Origin of the sequence: Nocardioides zhouii (assembly GCF_004137345.1) — a bacterium.
In the GTDB taxonomy this organism is placed as follows: domain Bacteria; phylum Actinomycetota; class Actinomycetes; order Propionibacteriales; family Nocardioidaceae; genus Nocardioides; species Nocardioides zhouii.
Window position 1 is genome coordinate 44,280 of the sequence record NZ_SDWV01000015.1, and the last position, 15,769, is coordinate 60,048.

15 protein-coding genes and 1 tRNA gene are annotated in these 15,769 nt (G+C 71.2%); 7 read left to right on the top strand and 9 right to left on the bottom strand.

All coding sequences use genetic code 11. The annotated features are described in order from the left end of the window. Positions 1-60 precede the first annotated feature (60 nt). The 4 genes from EUA94_RS14730 to EUA94_RS14745 all read right to left on the bottom strand — a co-directional run bounded on the left by EUA94_RS14730 (position 61) and on the right by EUA94_RS14745 (position 3,557). A complete protein-coding gene (locus EUA94_RS14730; protein ID WP_129427645.1) occupies positions 61-1,191 on the bottom strand; it encodes a hypothetical protein in 1,131 nt (376 codons plus the stop codon). 1 nt (position 1,192) lies between these two features. Next, positions 1,193-2,452: a C39 family peptidase gene (locus tag EUA94_RS14735; RefSeq protein ID WP_129427646.1), complete on the bottom strand. Its 1,260-nt coding sequence runs from the start codon at positions 2,450-2,452 to the stop codon at positions 1,193-1,195. A gap of 227 nt (positions 2,453-2,679) precedes the next feature. Beyond that, a tRNA-Gly gene (locus EUA94_RS14740) sits at positions 2,680-2,755 on the bottom strand. A gap of 28 nt (positions 2,756-2,783) precedes the next feature. After that, the gene (locus EUA94_RS14745) at positions 2,784-3,557 is read right to left on the bottom strand and encodes an SGNH/GDSL hydrolase family protein (RefSeq protein WP_129427647.1); all 774 of its coding nucleotides are present in this window, start codon (positions 3,555-3,557) and stop codon (positions 2,784-2,786) included. 56 nt (positions 3,558-3,613) lie between these two features. Here EUA94_RS14745 and dcd point away from each other — a divergent pair, with 56 nt between their 5' ends. The 6 genes from dcd (at position 3,614) to EUA94_RS14775 (ending at position 9,257) form a co-directional block, all read left to right on the top strand. Then, positions 3,614-4,189: a dCTP deaminase gene (gene dcd, locus EUA94_RS14750; protein ID WP_129427648.1), complete on the top strand. Its 576-nt coding sequence runs from the start codon at positions 3,614-3,616 to the stop codon at positions 4,187-4,189. 140 nt (positions 4,190-4,329) lie between these two features. Beyond that, entirely contained in the window at positions 4,330-5,367 is a 1,038-nt protein-coding gene (locus tag EUA94_RS14755; RefSeq protein ID WP_129427649.1) for an ABC transporter substrate-binding protein, read from the top strand. A 2-nt stretch (positions 5,368-5,369) separates the two neighbouring features. Then, positions 5,370-6,404 carry a FecCD family ABC transporter permease gene (locus EUA94_RS14760; protein WP_129427650.1) on the top strand — a complete coding sequence of 345 codons (1,035 nt, stop codon included), beginning with the start codon at positions 5,370-5,372 and terminating at the stop codon, positions 6,402-6,404. After that, positions 6,401-7,459, top strand: coding sequence for a FecCD family ABC transporter permease (locus EUA94_RS14765; RefSeq protein WP_242494893.1), 1,059 nt, complete (start codon positions 6,401-6,403; stop codon positions 7,457-7,459). Before EUA94_RS14760 ends, EUA94_RS14765 begins: the two co-directional genes overlap by 4 nt. Beyond that, the gene (locus tag EUA94_RS14770; protein ID WP_129427651.1) at positions 7,456-8,310 is read left to right on the top strand and encodes an ABC transporter ATP-binding protein; all 855 of its coding nucleotides are present in this window, start codon (positions 7,456-7,458) and stop codon (positions 8,308-8,310) included. The genes EUA94_RS14765 and EUA94_RS14770 overlap by 4 nt, the downstream gene beginning before the upstream one ends. After that, positions 8,307-9,257: a siderophore-interacting protein gene (locus EUA94_RS14775; protein ID WP_129427652.1), complete on the top strand. Its 951-nt coding sequence runs from the start codon at positions 8,307-8,309 to the stop codon at positions 9,255-9,257. Before EUA94_RS14770 ends, EUA94_RS14775 begins: the two co-directional genes overlap by 4 nt. 176 nt (positions 9,258-9,433) lie before the next feature. Here the strand turns inward: EUA94_RS14775 and EUA94_RS14780 are convergent, their stop codons facing one another. From EUA94_RS14780 to EUA94_RS14800, 5 genes are all read right to left on the bottom strand, one after another. Then, positions 9,434-10,267 (bottom strand): DUF4097 family beta strand repeat-containing protein, encoded by an 834-nt coding sequence (locus tag EUA94_RS14780; RefSeq protein WP_129427653.1) that lies wholly within the window; start codon positions 10,265-10,267, stop codon positions 9,434-9,436. Between the two features lie 101 nt (positions 10,268-10,368). Next, entirely contained in the window at positions 10,369-10,917 is a 549-nt protein-coding gene (locus tag EUA94_RS14785) for a toxin-antitoxin system HicB family antitoxin (protein ID WP_129427654.1), read from the bottom strand. A 169-nt stretch (positions 10,918-11,086) separates the two neighbouring features. Further along, positions 11,087-14,575: a (Fe-S)-binding protein gene (locus EUA94_RS14790; protein WP_129427655.1), complete on the bottom strand. Its 3,489-nt coding sequence runs from the start codon at positions 14,573-14,575 to the stop codon at positions 11,087-11,089. 127 nt (positions 14,576-14,702) lie between these two features. Further along, positions 14,703-15,002 (bottom strand): WXG100 family type VII secretion target, encoded by a 300-nt coding sequence (locus tag EUA94_RS14795; protein ID WP_129427656.1) that lies wholly within the window; start codon positions 15,000-15,002, stop codon positions 14,703-14,705. Then, complete coding sequence (locus tag EUA94_RS14800) at positions 14,999-15,319, bottom strand: WXG100 family type VII secretion target (protein WP_129427657.1); 321 nt, start codon at positions 15,317-15,319, stop codon at positions 14,999-15,001. Before EUA94_RS14800 ends, EUA94_RS14795 begins: the two co-directional genes overlap by 4 nt. 126 nt (positions 15,320-15,445) lie before the next feature. On the opposite strand from EUA94_RS14800, the gene EUA94_RS14805 reads away from it, so the two are divergent. Next, the gene (locus EUA94_RS14805) at positions 15,446-15,769 is read left to right on the top strand and encodes a hypothetical protein (protein WP_129427658.1); all 324 of its coding nucleotides are present in this window, start codon (positions 15,446-15,448) and stop codon (positions 15,767-15,769) included.

Genomic DNA, 15,769 nt, shown 5'->3' on the forward strand with positions numbered 1-15,769 from the left:
GCCGGTCCTCTTCACGCTCTCCGGAGTCGCGCTGCTGTGGGCTGCGCGTGCGCGCTCGGGTCAGTCGACCTCGGCCCACACCAGCTCGTCGCCCTTCTCCCCGAACGACGAGAGCGTGAGTACGCCGCCACCGCAGGCGGGTTCGCCGAGGAACGCGTTGCCCACCGAGGTGGACTCGTAGGCGACCTCGAGGGTGTGGTCCGGGGTCCACCTCATGAGTCGGGCCGGCTCGTCGGGGCCTTGCGGGTCGCGGACGAAGAAGACCGAGTCGCCGCAGGGGAGGGCGGTGCCGGTGGTGCCGGGGCCGAGGTCGAAGAACGTGCCGTCGGCCGAGGCTCTGAACACTGCCTCCTCCTGACGGCGAGGCCGTGGCACCTCTGACCAGACGGCGCCGTTTGCCGTGGCGGCGACGTCCCAGCCGATGCAGTCGGCGGGCCCTTCGACCGGTTGAGGCAGACCGCTGCCGTCGAGGACGTTGAGGGTGCGGCACGCGACCGGGCGAGCATCGTCGAAGGTCATCATGCCGACGCCGCGCTCGCTCGCAGTGAGCCCGGAGAAGCCCGTGCCGTCCGGGGCGCACCACCCGTCCTCGCCGTTCTTGTCGTCGAGTGCGCTGGTGGCCAGGCAGTACTTCCGGTCGACGCCGTACGACGGGTAGTAGAGGTCGCCGTCGGTGAGCACCCAGGAGCCGCCGCTCGCCGGAGGCGGGCCGTTGGCCACGCCCATCACCCCGGTGGCGAGCTCGACGACGTCCGCCGAGCTCGGCTTGGTCTCCGCCTTGTCCTGCCGGACGACGACGGCCCACCGCTCGCTCATCAGGACCTCGGAGATCGTGCGCCCAGCTCCAGCGGAGATCACCTTGGTCGGACCGCCCGTGGTGATCTCGATGCTGCCGTTGCCGTTGCCGTCGCTCACGATCGCCTCGAACTCCGGGCCACGGACGTAACGGGTGCCGGCCTCGAGGCCGCTGTCCTGCCAGTCCAGCAGGGCCGGCGTGGGCTCGACGACTGTCGGCGCGTCGATCGTTCCGCCGGTGTCGCCCGCGCTCGTCGGCTCGGCGGAGGGCTCGGTCGTGGGCTCGCTCGTGCTGCTCGACTGCTCGTCGGTGCCGGGCGCCGGGGCGTCGTCGTCGGTGCCGCAGCCGATCAGCGCGACGAGCAGCGCCAGCGCGATCGTCGTACGGACCCACACGTCAGACGCCGATGTTGTGCTGGAAGTGGTCGAGGTTGGCGCGGTAGGCCTTGTAGGCGTTGCGCCACTGCACGCGCTCGATGGCGGGCTCGCTCGGGTCGAACTTCGACTGGTCCCACGGCTCGAAGTAGCCGATCTTGCGGTTGCCGTCGGGGTCCTGGTCGTAGCCGCGGCCGACCTGGAAGTGGCCGCTCGCGTCGTCGTCGAGGTAGGGGTAGTACTGCTTGAGCAGCACGGGGTGGAGGACGACGGGCGCCTGGTAGTCGTGGACGTGGCGCATCATCAGGCGGTACCACTGCTTGAAGGTGAAGTCGCTGATGTCGAGGACGATGTACGGGCCGGCGTGCTTCTTCTTGTCGTAGTCCGTCTTGTTGTTGAGCACGCGCACCATGTCGCTGATCGCGGTGCCGGCGCTGGACGTGCCGAGGCGGCGGGCCCAGTAGGCCTGGGTCTTCCGCTTCCCCTGCGAGCTCCAGCCGATGGCCTGCATCGTCGCCGGGCCGCACCAGTAGGTCTGGTTCTGCGCCCGGGCCACCTTGCTGGTGAAGATCTTGGCCTTCGTCGGGTACGACTCACCGAACCCGCCGCGCGCGTCGACGCCGGTGCTCACCTCGGGGTGCTTCTCCGCGAAGTCCGCCGGCAGCTCGACGCCCTGGATCTCGTGGCGAAGCATCCACACCTTGCCGACCGACTGTGCAGCCATGGTCAGCTCCGCGCGCTCGGCGTCGGTGCGGGCCGTGGCGCTGCGGGCGCTGTTGCGCGCCAGGACGCCCTCCGCGTCGAGGTCGCCGGTGCGCTCGTTCGTCCCGCCGAAGGTCGGTCGCGTCTCGAGCCGGGCGGCCAGCGCCTCGCGCGACTGGTTGGTCCAGCCGAACCCGAGGCAGTAGCGCTGGCCGTCGAAGGTCGCGCAGCGGACCGAGGCCCGCGCGGTCGCCGTACGCCCGTCGGCCCGGTCGAGCGTCCGGCCCTCGGCCAGCACGCGCTCGATCTCGGCCTGCATCTCGGGCGTCACCTCACCCGTTCCGACCGCACCTCTGGGGCCGGCGGTCGTCTCGCCGCTCGGAGCGATCTCGCCCTGCTGGTCGTCGCCGTCGGGCAGCAGCGGTACGGCGCCGAGGGTGAGCGCGAGCGCGGCCGCAGCGATCGTCACCGGGTGTCGCCAGAGCGGGCGCGTCGCGTCCTCGGACGCGATGCGGTGGGCGATCCGGTGGGCCAGGAGTGGGGGGATGAGTCGGGGGAGGAGGCGGGCAGGAGCAGGCATGGGGAAGACCTTCGATCCGATGACGCGGACGCCTCACTGTCCTCTCTGGTCCCACGCGACGCAAGTGCCCCACGCGTTCCATCGCGCTCCGCGTCGAGTGCGCTCGCGGCAGTAGTCGCCACAGGAGTGCGCACTCAACTGCGGAGAAAAAATGGAGCGGATGACGAGATTCGAACTCGCGACATCGACGGTGGGCAGAGCGTCGCGCTCTGCGCCACTCAATGAGTTGGAGCGGATGACGAGATTCGAACTCGCGACATCGACCTTGGGAAGGTCGCGCTCTACCAACTGAGCTACATCCGCAGTGCCGTCCGGGGACGGCGGAGGAATGCTACCTGACCCTCGACTGCACGCTGGAAAGGCCGGGATGCTTCGCCTGGACGGTGTCGCCGGACGAACGGCCGGTGAGCCGGCGGTGCACCCAGGGCACGAGGAACTCCCGCGTCCACTGGACGTTTGCGGTCCACTGCTGACGCCGCGCGAGCACGGGGAGGGGCTCGACGGTGACGGGCTCGAGCGCGTGCTCGACCCCGAGAGCGTCGAGGACGGCACGGGCCATGTGGGTGTGGCCGTGGTGGTTGAGGTGCATCCGGTCGGTGTCCATCACGCCGGCGATCTCGATGTCGCGCATCCGCCACATGTCGACGATCGTCGCGTCGTGCCGGTCGGCGATCTCGCGGACCCACTCGTTGAAGATCGCCATCCGGCCGCGTACGGGCCCGTAGATCCCGCGCCCGCCCGGGTCGAAGATCGTGAACATCACGACTCGTGCCCCGGTCGCGGCCAGCCGCGCGATCGCGTCGTCGTACGTCGCTGCGAGGGCGTCGAGGTCGACGCGGGGGCGGAGCACGTCGTTGCCGCCGCCGTGGATCGTGACCAGGTCGGGCTCGAGGGCCACGGTCGCGTCGAGCTGCTCGGCGACGATCGGACCGAGCTTGCGACCGCGGACGGCGAGGTTGGCGTAGCCGAAGTCGTCGGTCTGCGTCGCGAGGACCTCGGCGACGCGGTCGGCCCAGCCGCGCAGGCCGTTGGCGCGCGAGGGGTCGGGGTCGCCGACACCCTCGGTGAAGGAGTCGCCGAGGGCGACGTAGCGGTGGAAGGTCACCTGTCCATTGTGGTCACCGGCTCCCCAGCGCGGAAAACGGAGGCTAGGTTGCTGCCGTGCTGCTCTCCGACCGCGACATCACCGCCGAGATCGACGCCGGGCGGATCGCCCTCGAGCCGTGGGACCCGCAGATGATGCAGCCCTCGAGCGTCGACGTACGCCTCGACCGGTTCTTCCGGGTCTTCGAGAACCACCGCTACCCGCACATCGACCCCATGGCCGACCAGTCCGAGCTCACCCGCGAGGTCGAGCCGGAGGGCGACGAGCCGTTCATCCTGCACCCGGGTGAGTTCGTGCTCGGTTCGACGTACGAGGTCGTGTCGCTGCCCGACGACATCGCCGCGCGGGTCGAGGGCAAGTCGTCGCTCGGCCGGCTCGGCCTGCTGACCCACGCGACCGCCGGCTTCGTCGATCCCGGCTTCTCCGGTCACGTCACCCTCGAGCTGGCCAACGTCGCGACCCTGCCGATCAAGCTCTACCCCGGCATGAAGATCGGCCAGTTCTGCTTCTTCCGGCTCTCCTCGCCCAGCGAGCACCCCTACGGCTCGGCGAAGTACGGCTCGCGCTACCAGGGCCAACGCGGTCCCACCCCGAGCCGCTCGTTCCAGGGCTTCCACCGCACGCCGATCTGAGCGGACTGGCGAGAGGGTGGGCGTCCACATCGCTGGCCCCACAATTGCTTTACGGCACACCCGCGTTGCGTTAATGCTCCGAGTCGTGGTTAGGGTGACCTTAGTTAGGTCACCCTCACCTAGATCGACACGGAGTTCTGATGAAGCGCACCCTCGCCGGGCCGGTCACCCTGGCCACCGTCCTCGCCGTCGCCCTCGCGGGCTGCAGCACCGGGTCCACCAGCGACACCGGCACCGCCGCCGAGCCGACGGCGACGACCACCGCCGACGCCGACGCGTTCCCCGTCACCATCGAGCACGCGCTCGGTGAGACGACGATCGAGTCGGAGCCGATGCGCGTCGCGACGCTGGGCTGGACCGACCAGGACCATGCGCTGTCGCTCGGGGTCGTGCCGGTCGGCGCCACCAAGATCACGTGGGGCGGCACCGAGGCCGGGTCGACCGCGTGGTTCGACGCGGCCGTCGAGGAGGCCGGGGCCGAGGCGCCCGTGCGCTACGACGACGCCGACGGTGCGCCGATCGACGAGGTCGCCGAGCTCGCGCCCGACCTGATCCTGGCGACCAACTCGGGCATCACCGAGGCGGAGTACGCCAAGCTCTCCAAGATCGCGCCGGTCGTGGCCTACCCCGAGGCTCCGTGGACCACCGACTGGAAGACGTCGCTCGAGATGGTCGGCGAGGCGCTGGGCCGCACCGCACTGGCCGACAAGGTCGAGGCCGACACCGAGGCGACGATCGAGGAGGCCAAGGCGGACAACCCCGAGCTCCAGGGCGCCGAGCTCATCTACGGCTACCTCGCCGCGACCGACCTGTCCATCGTCGGGATGTACGCCCCGGAGGACCCGCGGGTCTCGATCCTGCGCGACTTCGGGATGGTCGACGCACCGGCGGTGGCCGACGCGATCAAGCCCGGCGAGTTCTACGGCACGGTCTCCGCGGAGAAGTCCGCCGACCTCGACTCCGACGTCTTCCTGACCTGGGTGGACTCGCCGGACAGCGTCGAGACGATCGCCGGCGACAAGCTGCTGGGCCAGATCCCCGCGATCGCCAACGGCAACTGGTACGCCGAGACCGACAAGGCCAACGCGATGGCGTCGACCAACCCGACGCCCCTGTCGATCCCGGTGATCGTCAGCGACTTCCTGCCCCGCGTCGTCGAGGCGCTCGAGGGCGCCTGAGCATGACCGCGCTTGTCCCGACCCGGGAGGACGTGACCGGCCCCCACGGGGGAGGGCCGGCACGTCGTCCCGCCCTGCCGGCCAGCGCCGCGATCGCCGTCGCGGTGCTGGCCGGTGCCGGCGTGCTGTCCCTGCTGGTCGGCGCCAACGCGGTCCCGCTCGACGCGCTGTGGGACGAGGGCCACCCGGCCCGCGCGATCGTCGAGGCCCGCTTCGAGCGCACCCTCCTCGGCCTCGCGGTCGGCGCTGCGCTCGGCCTGGCCGGGGCGCTCATGCAGGGCCTGACCCGCAACCCGCTCGCCGACCCCGGGATCCTCGGCGTCAATGCCGGCGCGACCTTCGCGATGGTCATCGGGATGACGATGTTCGGCCTCGACGCGCTGGGCCAGTTCCTGCCGCTGGCCTTCGTCGGTGCCGCGGCCGCTGCCGTCCTCGTCCACGCCATCGCGTCGGTCGGCCGGGACGGCGCCACCCCGATGAAGCTCGCCATCACCGGCGCCGCCCTGAGCGCCGGCCTCGCGAGCTGGACCACCGGGCTGCTGCTGGCCGACCGCAAGACGATGGAGTCCTTCCGCTTCTGGCAGGTCGGCACGATCGGCGGCCGCGGCCTCGACGTCCTGGCCGTCGGCCTGCCGTTCCTCGTCGTCGGCGCGCTGCTCGCGCTTGCTGGCGCCCGCCTGCTCAACACCCTCGCCCTCGGCGAGGACCTGGCCCGCGGCCTCGGTCGCCGCACGACGCGCGACCGGCTGGTGATCGCCCTGGCCATCGTCCTGCTCGCCGGCACCGCCACCGCGCTCGCCGGGCCGATCGCCTTCGTCGGGCTCGTCGTGCCCCATGTCGTACGCGCGCTCGTCGGCCCCGACCACACGCGGGTGCTGCCGTTCTCGATGCTCGCCGGCGCGGCCCTCGTCGTCGTCGCCGACACCGTCGGCCGGATCGTGCTGCCGCCCTCGGAGGTCCAGGTCGGCATCATGGCGGCCGCCGTCGGCGTGCCGGTCTTCATCGCGCTCATCCGGCGCACCGGGAGGGCGATGTGACCGCGATCCTCGAACGGCCCGTGGGGTCGGCGTCCCGCGATGCCAGTGACGTCGTACGCCGTGCCCGCCGCGGCCCGGCGCGCCACCGTCGGCGGCTGTTGGCCGTGCTGTCCCTCGCCGTGGTCGGTGCCTTCGCGGTGCGGGTGCTGCTCGGCGACTACACCGTCACCATCCCCGACTTCGTCCGCATCGTCGGCGGCGAGAAGATCCCCGGCGCCACCTACATCGTGATGGAGTCCAAGCTCCCGCGGGCCGTGCTCGCCGTGCTCGTCGGCCTCGCCTTCGGCGTCGGCGGCGCGATCTTCCAGACCACGCTCCGCAACCCGCTCGCCAGCCCCGACATCGTCGGCGTGAGCCTCGGCGCCAGCGCTGCCGCGGTCTCGGCGATCGCGCTGGGCGGATGGTCCGGCTGGTCGGTGTCGCTTGCCGCGATCGGCGGTGCGGTCGGCGTCGCGCTCGCCGTACGCGCCGTCGCCGGCGACCACGGCGGGTTCCGCCTCGTGCTCGCCGGCATCGGCCTCGCCGCCGCCATGCAGTCGGTCATCCAGTACGTCTTCACCCGCGTCGACGAGTGGGACGTCCAGCTGGTGCTGCGCTGGCTGACCGGCAGCGTCAACGGTGTCGACTGGGCGACCATCGGCCTGCTCGCCGCGGTCCTGGGCGTCCTGCTGCCGGCCACCGCCTGGGCCGCCCACTCGCTCGTCGCGACCGAGCTCGGCGACGACACCGCCGCCGGGCTGGGCGTCGGGCGCCGCCGCACCGACCTGCTGATGTTCCTCGGCGTGCTCCTCGTCGCCGTCGGCGTCGCCGCGGCCGGACCGGTGGCCTTCGTCGCCTTCCTGTCCGGCCCGATCGCGCGCGCCCTCAACCGCGGACGTACGACGCTCGCCGGCGCCGGGCTCGTCGGCGCGGTCATCGTGCTGGTCGCCGACTACGCCGGGGCGTACGCGTTCGCCGACCTCAACCTGCCGGTGGGCGTCGTCACCGGCGCCTTCGGCGCACCGTTCCTGCTCTGGCTGCTCGCCCGCGACCACACCTCAAGGAGGGCGGCATGACCGTCACAGCTCAACCCACTGCCATTGACACCCGCCTGGAGGCGAGCGCCCTGACGCTGGGCTACGCCGACACCGACGTCGTACGCGACCTGGACCTGCGGATCCCGCACGGCAAGGTCACCGTCGTCGTCGGCGCCAACGCGTGCGGCAAGTCCACGCTGCTCCGGGGACTGGCGCGGCTGCTCAAGCCGCGCTCGGGGGCGGTGCTGCTCGACGGCGAGGCGATCCACCGGCTCCCGACCAAGCAGGTCGCCCGCACGCTCGGCCTGCTCCCGCAGAACCCGATCGCGCCCGAGGGCGTGACCGTCGCCGACCTCGTCGCCCGCGGCCGGCACCCGCACCACGGGGCCTTCGGGCGATGGACGTCGGAGGACGAACGGGCCGTCGCCGAGGCGCTGACCCTCACCGACACCCTCGAGCTGGCCGACCGCGTGGTCGACGAGCTGTCCGGGGGACAGCGCCAGCGCGTGTGGATCGCGATGGCGCTCGCCCAGGGCACCGACCTGCTCCTGCTCGACGAGCCGACGACGTACCTCGACGTCGCCCACCAGGTCGAGATGCTCGACCTCCTCGCCGAGCTCAACGCGCGCCGCGGCACCACGATCGTGATGGTGCTCCACGACCTCAACCTGTCCGCGCGGTACGCCGACCACCTCGTCGCGCTGCACACCGGCCGCGTGGTCGCGGAGGGCACGCCACGGCAGGTGGTGACCGAGGACGTCGTCCGGACCGTCTTCGGCCTCGACAACCGGGTCATCGACGACCCCGTCTCGCACACCCCGCTCGTGGTGCCCGTCGGGCGCCACCGCCCCGCCGCCGATCCCGCCCCCGATCCCCAGGAGAACCGATGACCGTGACCGCTGCCGTCCTGCCGATGCTGCTCGCCGACGTCGAGGTCGTCTCGGTCGAGCGGCTCAGCCCGACGTACGTCCGGGTCGAGCTCGGCGGCGCTGATCTGGCCGACTACGGCGTCGACGGAGACCGGTGGGACCAGCGGATCAAGCTGGTCTTCCCCGACCCCACGACCGGCGCGATCACGTCGACCGAGGGCGCCGACGAGTCCTGGTGGGCCACTTGGGTCGAGCGTCCGGCCTCCGAGCGCGGCCGCATGCGGACGTACACGATCCGCGACGTCCGCGGCTCCGGCGAGCAGACGACCTTCGTCGTCGACATGGTGCTCCACCTCGAGGGCGACCTCGTCGGTCCGGGGTCGACGTGGGCCTCGCGGGCGGAGCCGGGCGACCGCATCGTGCTGCTCGCGCCGCGTCGCGGGTTCCCCTACGGCGGCATCGAGTTCACGCCTGCGCCCGGTGCGGACCTGCTGCTCGTGGGCGACGAGACGGCCGTCCCGGCGATCTGCACGGTGCTCGAGCAGCTGCCGGCCGACGCCCGCGGGAGGGCGTTCCTCGAGGTGCCGCTCGCGGCCGACGTGCTGGACGTACGCGGTCCGGCCGGGGTCGCGGTCGTGTGGATCGCCCGCGAGGGCGACCCGCTCGGCGTGGGCCTGCGCGACGCCGTGGTCGCGCACCTCGGCATCCCCGGTGCTGAGGTCGAGGTGGCGCCCGACGACGTCGACCCCGACCTGTGGGAGACGCCGTACTACTCCTCCTCGGGCGAGGAGGTCCCCGGTGCCCCAGGTCCGGAGGCGGCTTGCGCGGGCGGGACGTACGCCTGGATCGCGGGGGAGTCGAAGGTGGTCACCGGCCTGCGCCGCCATCTCGTCAACGATCTGGGCTTCGACCGCCGCCAGGTCGCCTTCATGGGCTACTGGCGCCGCGGTGTGGCCATGAAGTCCTGAACGGCCTGACGCCCGGACGGAGGGTCCGGGCGTGGGGCTGGTGCGTGGTTGCGGGTCAGCGGCGCTTGGGCGCGCGGGGCGAGTAGCGCACGCGCTCGGCGATGCGGTGACGGGCGATCAGCTCGATGTCGGTGAACGAGTCGTACATGGTCGTGCTCCTTTCGGTGAGGTTCGGATCAGCTCTGGTGGAGGGTGACGTCGCCCGAGGCCGTGGTGGCGCGGACCTCGAGGAAGGGCTGGCCTTCGGCGGGCTCGCCGGTGCTCGGGAGGCTGGAGGACAGGCGGCCGCTGGCGGTTCGGACGTCGGTCCACACCGGGGTGCCCGACGCGACGCCGATGCTGACGTCGCCACTCGCGGTCTTGGCGGTGACCCGGCCTGCGGAGGCCTGGGCGACCGTGAGGTCGCCCGACCCGGTCGTGAAGACGACGTCGCCGGTGACCGCGCCGATCTGGGCGTCGCCCGATCCGGTCTTGACGGCCACCTCGCCGCTCGCGGCGTCGACGCGTACGTCGCCACTGCCGGACGTGACGACGAGGCCGGAGTCGGCGCGGCGGATGCGGATGTCGCCCGAGCCCGACTTGATGCGGGCGTCGCCGGCGAGGTGCTCGGCCGCGAGGTCGCCCGAACCCGACTGCACGACGGTGTCACCGTCGACCACGTCGAGCGAGACGTCGCCGGAGCCGCTGTCGATCCGGGTGTCGGCGAAGCGGCCGTGGGTGGCGACGTCGCTGCTGCCGACCTTGGCGACCAGCGCACTGGCGACCGGGACCTCCACGACGATCTCGTGGCGGGGAGTCTTGCCGAAGAATCCGCCCGAGCCCTTGGGGGCGATGATCGCGATCCTGTCGCCGAGGTCGCGGACGTCGAACTCCTCGGCGCGCTCGCCGGATATGCGGACGGTCGTCTCGATGGTGTCGGTGGCGGTCACGTCGACGGTGCCGCGGCCGTTCTCGACGTGGAGCTCGATCGGCTCGGGGGTGTCGAAGGTGAGGTCGAGGTGGTTGTTCATCGGGGTCTCCGGTCGGGTTGAGGGTGTGTTCGTCCGACGGGCCGGCCGGTGCCGGTCCGCGGTGAGGCGGTGGGTGGCCGCTCAGGGGCGGCCGGGGCGGGTCAGAGCCAGCCGGTCATCCGGCGGTTTCCCTGCCCCTGTCTGCGGTTGGCGGCGAAGGGGTCGTAGCCCACGAAGGGGACGCTGCTCAGGTCGACGTCGATGTTGATGGAGTGCTCGTTGGTCGCGCTGCGCACGATCGCGACGAGCCAGGTGTTGAGGCTCTGCCCGGCGGCCGCGGCCTTCTCCTCGGCCCGCGCCTTGACGGCTTCGGGGATCCGGAGGGTGACCCGCGCCAGGTCGCCGTCCTCCTCCTCGGGAGGTGCCGGCGGCGCCGGCGGCGGGGGCGGCGCCGGCATCTCGGCGGGCGGTGCGATCTCGACCACGAAGTCGAGCTCGCGACCCACCAGGCGTACGTCGACGCTGCCGTCCGGCAGCTCGGCGGTGATCTCGGCCGCGGCGTGGGAGATGGCCTCCATCAGCGCCAGGCGGGCGCTCGGGTCGAGCGCGTACGACAGCCGCTCGGCCGCCTGCTTCAGCTCGTCGCTGCCCGCCTCGGCCGCGGCGACCAGGTCGCGGCGAAGGGTGTCGACGTAGGGGGTGATGTCCATGCGCACCACTCTGACATCACAGTGACGTCATGTCAACACCATGGTGATGTCAACTGGCGTCAGCGTGCCGTCATGTTGGTGTCACGAGGGTGAAACGTCCGGTAGTCCGCATCAAAATTCTGGTCGCGAGCGCCGGTCCGCGAGCATTTTGCTGCGGACTACCTGGGTGTCAGAGGTCGAAGAGGGAACCCGAGCCGCTGATGTCGACGTCCGTACGCGGTGCGTGGCCGGGAGCGTCGGAGGTCGGTGCGGGCTTGGGTGCCGGCTCCTCCTCGGTGTCGTCGTCCTCGTCGTCCGACTCGCCCTTCGGTCCCTCGGCGGACTCGGCGGGCGCAGTGTCGGAGTCGTCGGAGTCGTCGGAGTCGTCGGAGTCGAGGATCGTCTCCGGGTCCTCTGCCGCGGCCGCCGGCTCGTCTTCCGGCTCATCCGTCGCGGTGTCGTCGGGGTCGGCGAACAGGGCCGCGCGACTCAGGTCCGCGCCGCTCGGGGGAGCGCTGGGTGCGGCAGGTACGTCGGCGGGCTCCGGGGCCGGCTCGGGCTCGGGCTCGGGCTCGGGCTCGCTTGGAGTTGAGTCGCTGGGAGACTCAACCCCCACCGCGGCCTCGGGCTCCGGCTCGGGCTCGGCGGCAGGGGTCGGCTCGGCGGTCGATGTGGCCGGGGCCTCGATGTCGAAGAGCGATCCGACGCTCGTGAGATCGACGTCGGTTGCCGGAGTCGAGGTCGTACCGCTGCTGGCCTCGGGGACGTGTGACGTTGTGGTCGTTGGGGCCGCCGCTTCGTCACTCGTTGCGGGCTCGGGCTCGGGCTCAGGCTCAGGCTCCGGCTCGGGCTCCGGCTGGGCGGTCGACGTGGCCGGGGCCTCGATGTCGAAGAGTGAGCCGCCGCTGCTCAGGTCGACGTCGGTGGCCGGCGTCGAGGTCGTACCGCTGCTGGCCTCGGGGACGTGTGACGTTGTGGTCGCCGGGGCCGCCGCTTCGTCACTCGTTACGGGCTCCGGCTCGGGCTCAGTTGCCTGTACGGCCGCCGGCTCGCTCGGCTCGGGGGCGGCGATGTCGAAGAGCGATCCGCCGCTGCTGAGGTTGGCTGCGGGCTTCTCCGCGGCTGCGGGCTCGGCAGGGGCCTTCTCGGTCGGCTCCTCGGTGGAGGACGCGGGCGCCGCCTCGGGCTCGCTCGGGGCCGGCTCGCTCGGGACGAGGTCGAAGAGCGATCCGCCGCCACCCAGGTCGGTCGACGCGGGCTTCTCGTCAGCGGCGGGCTCAGCGGGTGCGGCCTCCGGCTCGGGCGCAGGCTCAGCCTCGGGCGCAGGAGTGTCGAAGAGCGACGTACCGCCGGAAGCCTTCGCGGCGGGACCGGCATCGGCGGTGTCGGTGACGGTGTCGTCGGTGACCGTGACGTCACCGGCCTCGGGCTCGTCCTTAGTGGCGACGTCCGTGTCGGCAGCGGCAGGAGCAGCGGCAGGAGCAGCAGCCGACGAGCCCGGTGCGGCCTTGGTCGCCTGCTCGCCCTTGACCGAGGCGAGCAGCATCTGCGCGACGTCGAGGACCTCGACCTCCTCGCGTGCCTCGCCCGCGGCCTGCTGCGCGGTGAGCCCGTCGGAGAGCATCACGCGGCAGAAGGGGCAGCCGACGGCGATCTGGTCGGCGCCGGTGCCGACGGCCTCGCGGGTGCGGTTGACGTTGATCCGCTCGCCGAGGTTCTCCTCCATCCACATCCGCGCGCCGCCGGCGCCGCAGCAGAACGAGCGCTCGGAGTTGCGCTCCATCTCGATGACCTCGGCGCCGGGCAGCACTTGCAGCAGCTCGCGCGGCGGGGAGTAGACCTCGTTGTGGCGGCCCAGGTAGCACGGGTCGTGGTAGGTGATCGAGCGCTTCGCGGCGCCCGCGCCGTCCTTGACCGGCGTCAGCTTGCCCTCGCGCACGAGGCGGTTGAGGAGCTGGGTGTGGTGCACGACCTCGAGCTCGATGCCGAAGGAGCTGTACTCGTTCTTGAGCGTGTTGAAGCAGTGGGCGCAGGTCGAGACGACCTTCTTGACCTTGTACTCCTTGAACGTCTCGACGTTCTGCTGAGCCAGGCCCTGGAACACGAACTCGTTGCCGGCGCGACGGGCCGGGTCACCGGTGCAGGTCTCGCCGTTGCCGAGCACGCCGAAGGAGATGCCGGCGATGTTGAGCAGCTCGGCGACCGCACGGGTCGTCTTCTTCGCGCGGTCCTCGTACGCGCCCGCGCAGCCGACCCAGAAGAGCCAGTCCACCGACTCGAGGGACTCCAGGTCCTCCCCGACGACCGGCACGTCGAACTCGAGGCCCTTGGCCCAGTCCATCCGGGCCGTGCCCGACATGTTCCACGGGTTGCCCTTGTTCTCCAGGCCCTTGAAGAGCTGGTTGAGCTCGGCGGGGAAGTTCGACTCCACCAGCAGCTGGTGGCGGCGCATGTCCATGATGTGGTCGACGTGCTCGATGTCGACGGGGCACTGCTGGACGCAGGCGCCGCACGACGTACAGCTCCAGAGGACGTCGGCGTCGATGACGAAGTCGCCGTCCGCGGGGTTGTAGAAGTAGTCGAGGACGTCGGCGCCCGCGCCGGCGCTCTCGCCCTTGGAGCCGACGCCGACCAGCTGCCGGTCGGTGTGGGCCTCGTCGCCGGCGGCCTTCGCGTACGTGTGGTCGCGCAGCGCGGTGATCAGCAACTTGGGCGACAGCGGCTTCTCGGTGTTCCAGGCCGGGCACTGCGACTGGCAGCGGCCGCACTCGGTGCAGGTCGTGAAGTCGAGGATGCCCTTCCACGAGAAGTCCTCGGCCTTGCCGACGCCGAGGACCGAGTCCTCGTCGAGGTCGTCCAGGTCGTCGAGCGTGACGGGCTTGCCCGCCGACGTCAGCGGCTTCATGGCGCCGAGCGCGGTGCTGCCGTCGGACTCGCGCTTGAAGAAGATGTTGAACCAGGCGGTGAAGCGGTGCCACGCGATGCCCATGGTGATGTTGCGGGCGATCACCATCAGCCAGATCATCGCCAGCGCGATCTTGAAGGCGGCGATCGCGTAGATCGTGTTCTCGAGCGTCGCGGTGTCGTTGGAGTAGAACGCGTCACCGATCCACGAGGCGATCGGGTAGTGCGAGCGACCGGCGTCCTCGTCGAGCTTCCACTCCGCGGCCCGCACGAACAGGATCGCGGCGCCCTCGAGCAGCGCCAGCGCCTCGACGAAGTAGGCCTGCCAGAAGTTCGAGCCGAAGAACCGGCTCCTGCGCCCCTCGGAGCGCGGGTGGTGCGTCTGGCGGTAGACGATCAGGAAGACGATGCCGACGGTGCTGAGCAGGCCGATGAGCTCGCTGAACCACTCGAACGGATACCAGTGCCCGACGAGCGGCCAGGCGAACGACGGCGAGAAGAGCTGGAAGTACGCCGCCAGCACGGCCGTGCTGAGGAACAGGAACGCGGCGTAGACGAACCAGTGCATGATGCCGACCCAGTGCCACTGGAGCATCCGCGTGTGGAGGAACGTCTCCTTGAGCATCGTGACGGCGCGCCCCGCCGGGTTCGCGCCGCGACTGGTGTCGGGCTGACCACTGCGGATCACGCGCAGCATCCGTCGTACGGCCGGCACCAGGAGCGCCAGCGCGGCGACGGTCAGGGCGAACGAGACGACGATCGCGAACATCTGCATGAAGGGCTGCTCCTCGGATCGGGCGTACTGAGCCGGAGCATATGGCCGCCGTGCACACCGACGGCAGGTCTCCCGCGCGTGAGAAGAATCCTACCCGCAGGTAACTTGAGCCGACAGCGAGGTGCGATCAGTTCACGATCGCGACGTTCTCCACCTCGATCTCGCGGGCGTCCTCGCGATAGGTCGCGAGCTTGGCCTTGACCTGGTCCAGAGCCTCGGTCAGCTTTTGGACCCCGTCGCGCAGCTTCTGCTGGTGCTCGAGGTGGGCGGCGTGGGAGTCGCTCGTCTCGTCCCAGCCGGGCGTGAGCGTCTCGACCTGCTCGAGGAGCTCGTCGATCTGGGTGGTGATCGCCGTCGTCGCGTCGGCCAGGGCGGTCTCGATCGTGGAGAGGGATCCGTGGTGCACGACCAGGCCGCGCTCGCTCATCGCGGGCCTCCGCCGAGCCGGTCGGCCAGCTGGCCGGCGCGTACGGCCTGCTCGACGTCGTTGGTCGCGTGCTCCTGGGCGACGTACATCAGGTTCTGCGAGTAGCCCTCGAGGATCGGGCCGATGGTGACGGCCACGTCGAACCAGGCGGTGATCGCCTCGCCGAAGCCGGCGGCGGCCTGGCCCTTGAAGCCGGAGCCGGCCTCGCTCTCGATGGTGGCGCCGAGGTCGCTCAGCGTCGTCTGCAGCGGCTCGATCGCCTCGGCGACGGCCTGGGCGGCCGCCTGCATCTCGGCGTAGACAAGTCCGACGGCCACGGGCCGCCCCCTCTCCTCGTGTCCCGGGTGGTCACCGGCCTCCTACCCCACCCCGCGATCTTCACACCCACGCGACAGGGTCGAGAATCCGGTTTGAGGAAGCCCGTCCCGGGGAATCGAGGAGCCATGCCGTCGTACGACTATGAAGTGGACCTCGAGAGCATGGGCAAGGCCGCCCAGGGGCTCAACGACACCCTGAAGCTGTTCAAGGACAAGGACGTCGAGGACCTGGTCCCCTCCAAGGGCGACGTCGGCAGCGACGTCGTGTGGGACGCGCTCGACGAGTTCAAGGGCCGGTGGGAGGAAGGCGTCAACAACCTGTGCCAGGACGTCGAGGAGATGGCCGGTCGGCTCGGCAAGATCGCCATGAACTACTTCGAGACCGACAAGGCCGGCTACGACGCCCTCTCCGCCCTCAAGGGCACGATCGCCGCGGTCAAGGTGATGTGA

Bases quoted from the DNA above. Each gene is read 5' to 3' on its own strand.
- EUA94_RS14735 (WP_129427646.1), bottom strand. From the start codon at position 2,452: ATGCCTGCTCCTGCCCGCCTCCTCCCCCGACTCATCCCCCCACTCCTG.
- EUA94_RS14755 (WP_129427649.1), top strand. From the start codon at position 4,330: ATGAAGCGCACCCTCGCCGGGCCGGTCACCCTGGCCACCGTCCTCGCC.
- EUA94_RS14760 (WP_129427650.1), top strand. From the start codon at position 5,370: ATGACCGCGCTTGTCCCGACCCGGGAGGACGTGACCGGCCCCCACGGG.
- EUA94_RS14770 (WP_129427651.1), top strand. From the start codon at position 7,456: ATGACCGTCACAGCTCAACCCACTGCCATTGACACCCGCCTGGAGGCG.
- EUA94_RS14775 (WP_129427652.1), top strand. From the start codon at position 8,307: ATGACCGTGACCGCTGCCGTCCTGCCGATGCTGCTCGCCGACGTCGAG.
- EUA94_RS14780 (WP_129427653.1), bottom strand. From the start codon at position 10,267: ATGAACAACCACCTCGACCTCACCTTCGACACCCCCGAGCCGATCGAG.
- EUA94_RS14785 (WP_129427654.1), bottom strand. From the start codon at position 10,917: ATGGACATCACCCCCTACGTCGACACCCTTCGCCGCGACCTGGTCGCC.
- EUA94_RS14790 (WP_129427655.1), bottom strand. From the start codon at position 14,575: ATGCAGATGTTCGCGATCGTCGTCTCGTTCGCCCTGACCGTCGCCGCG.
- EUA94_RS14795 (WP_129427656.1), bottom strand. From the start codon at position 15,002: ATGAGCGAGCGCGGCCTGGTCGTGCACCACGGATCCCTCTCCACGATC.
- EUA94_RS14805 (WP_129427658.1), top strand. From the start codon at position 15,446: ATGCCGTCGTACGACTATGAAGTGGACCTCGAGAGCATGGGCAAGGCC.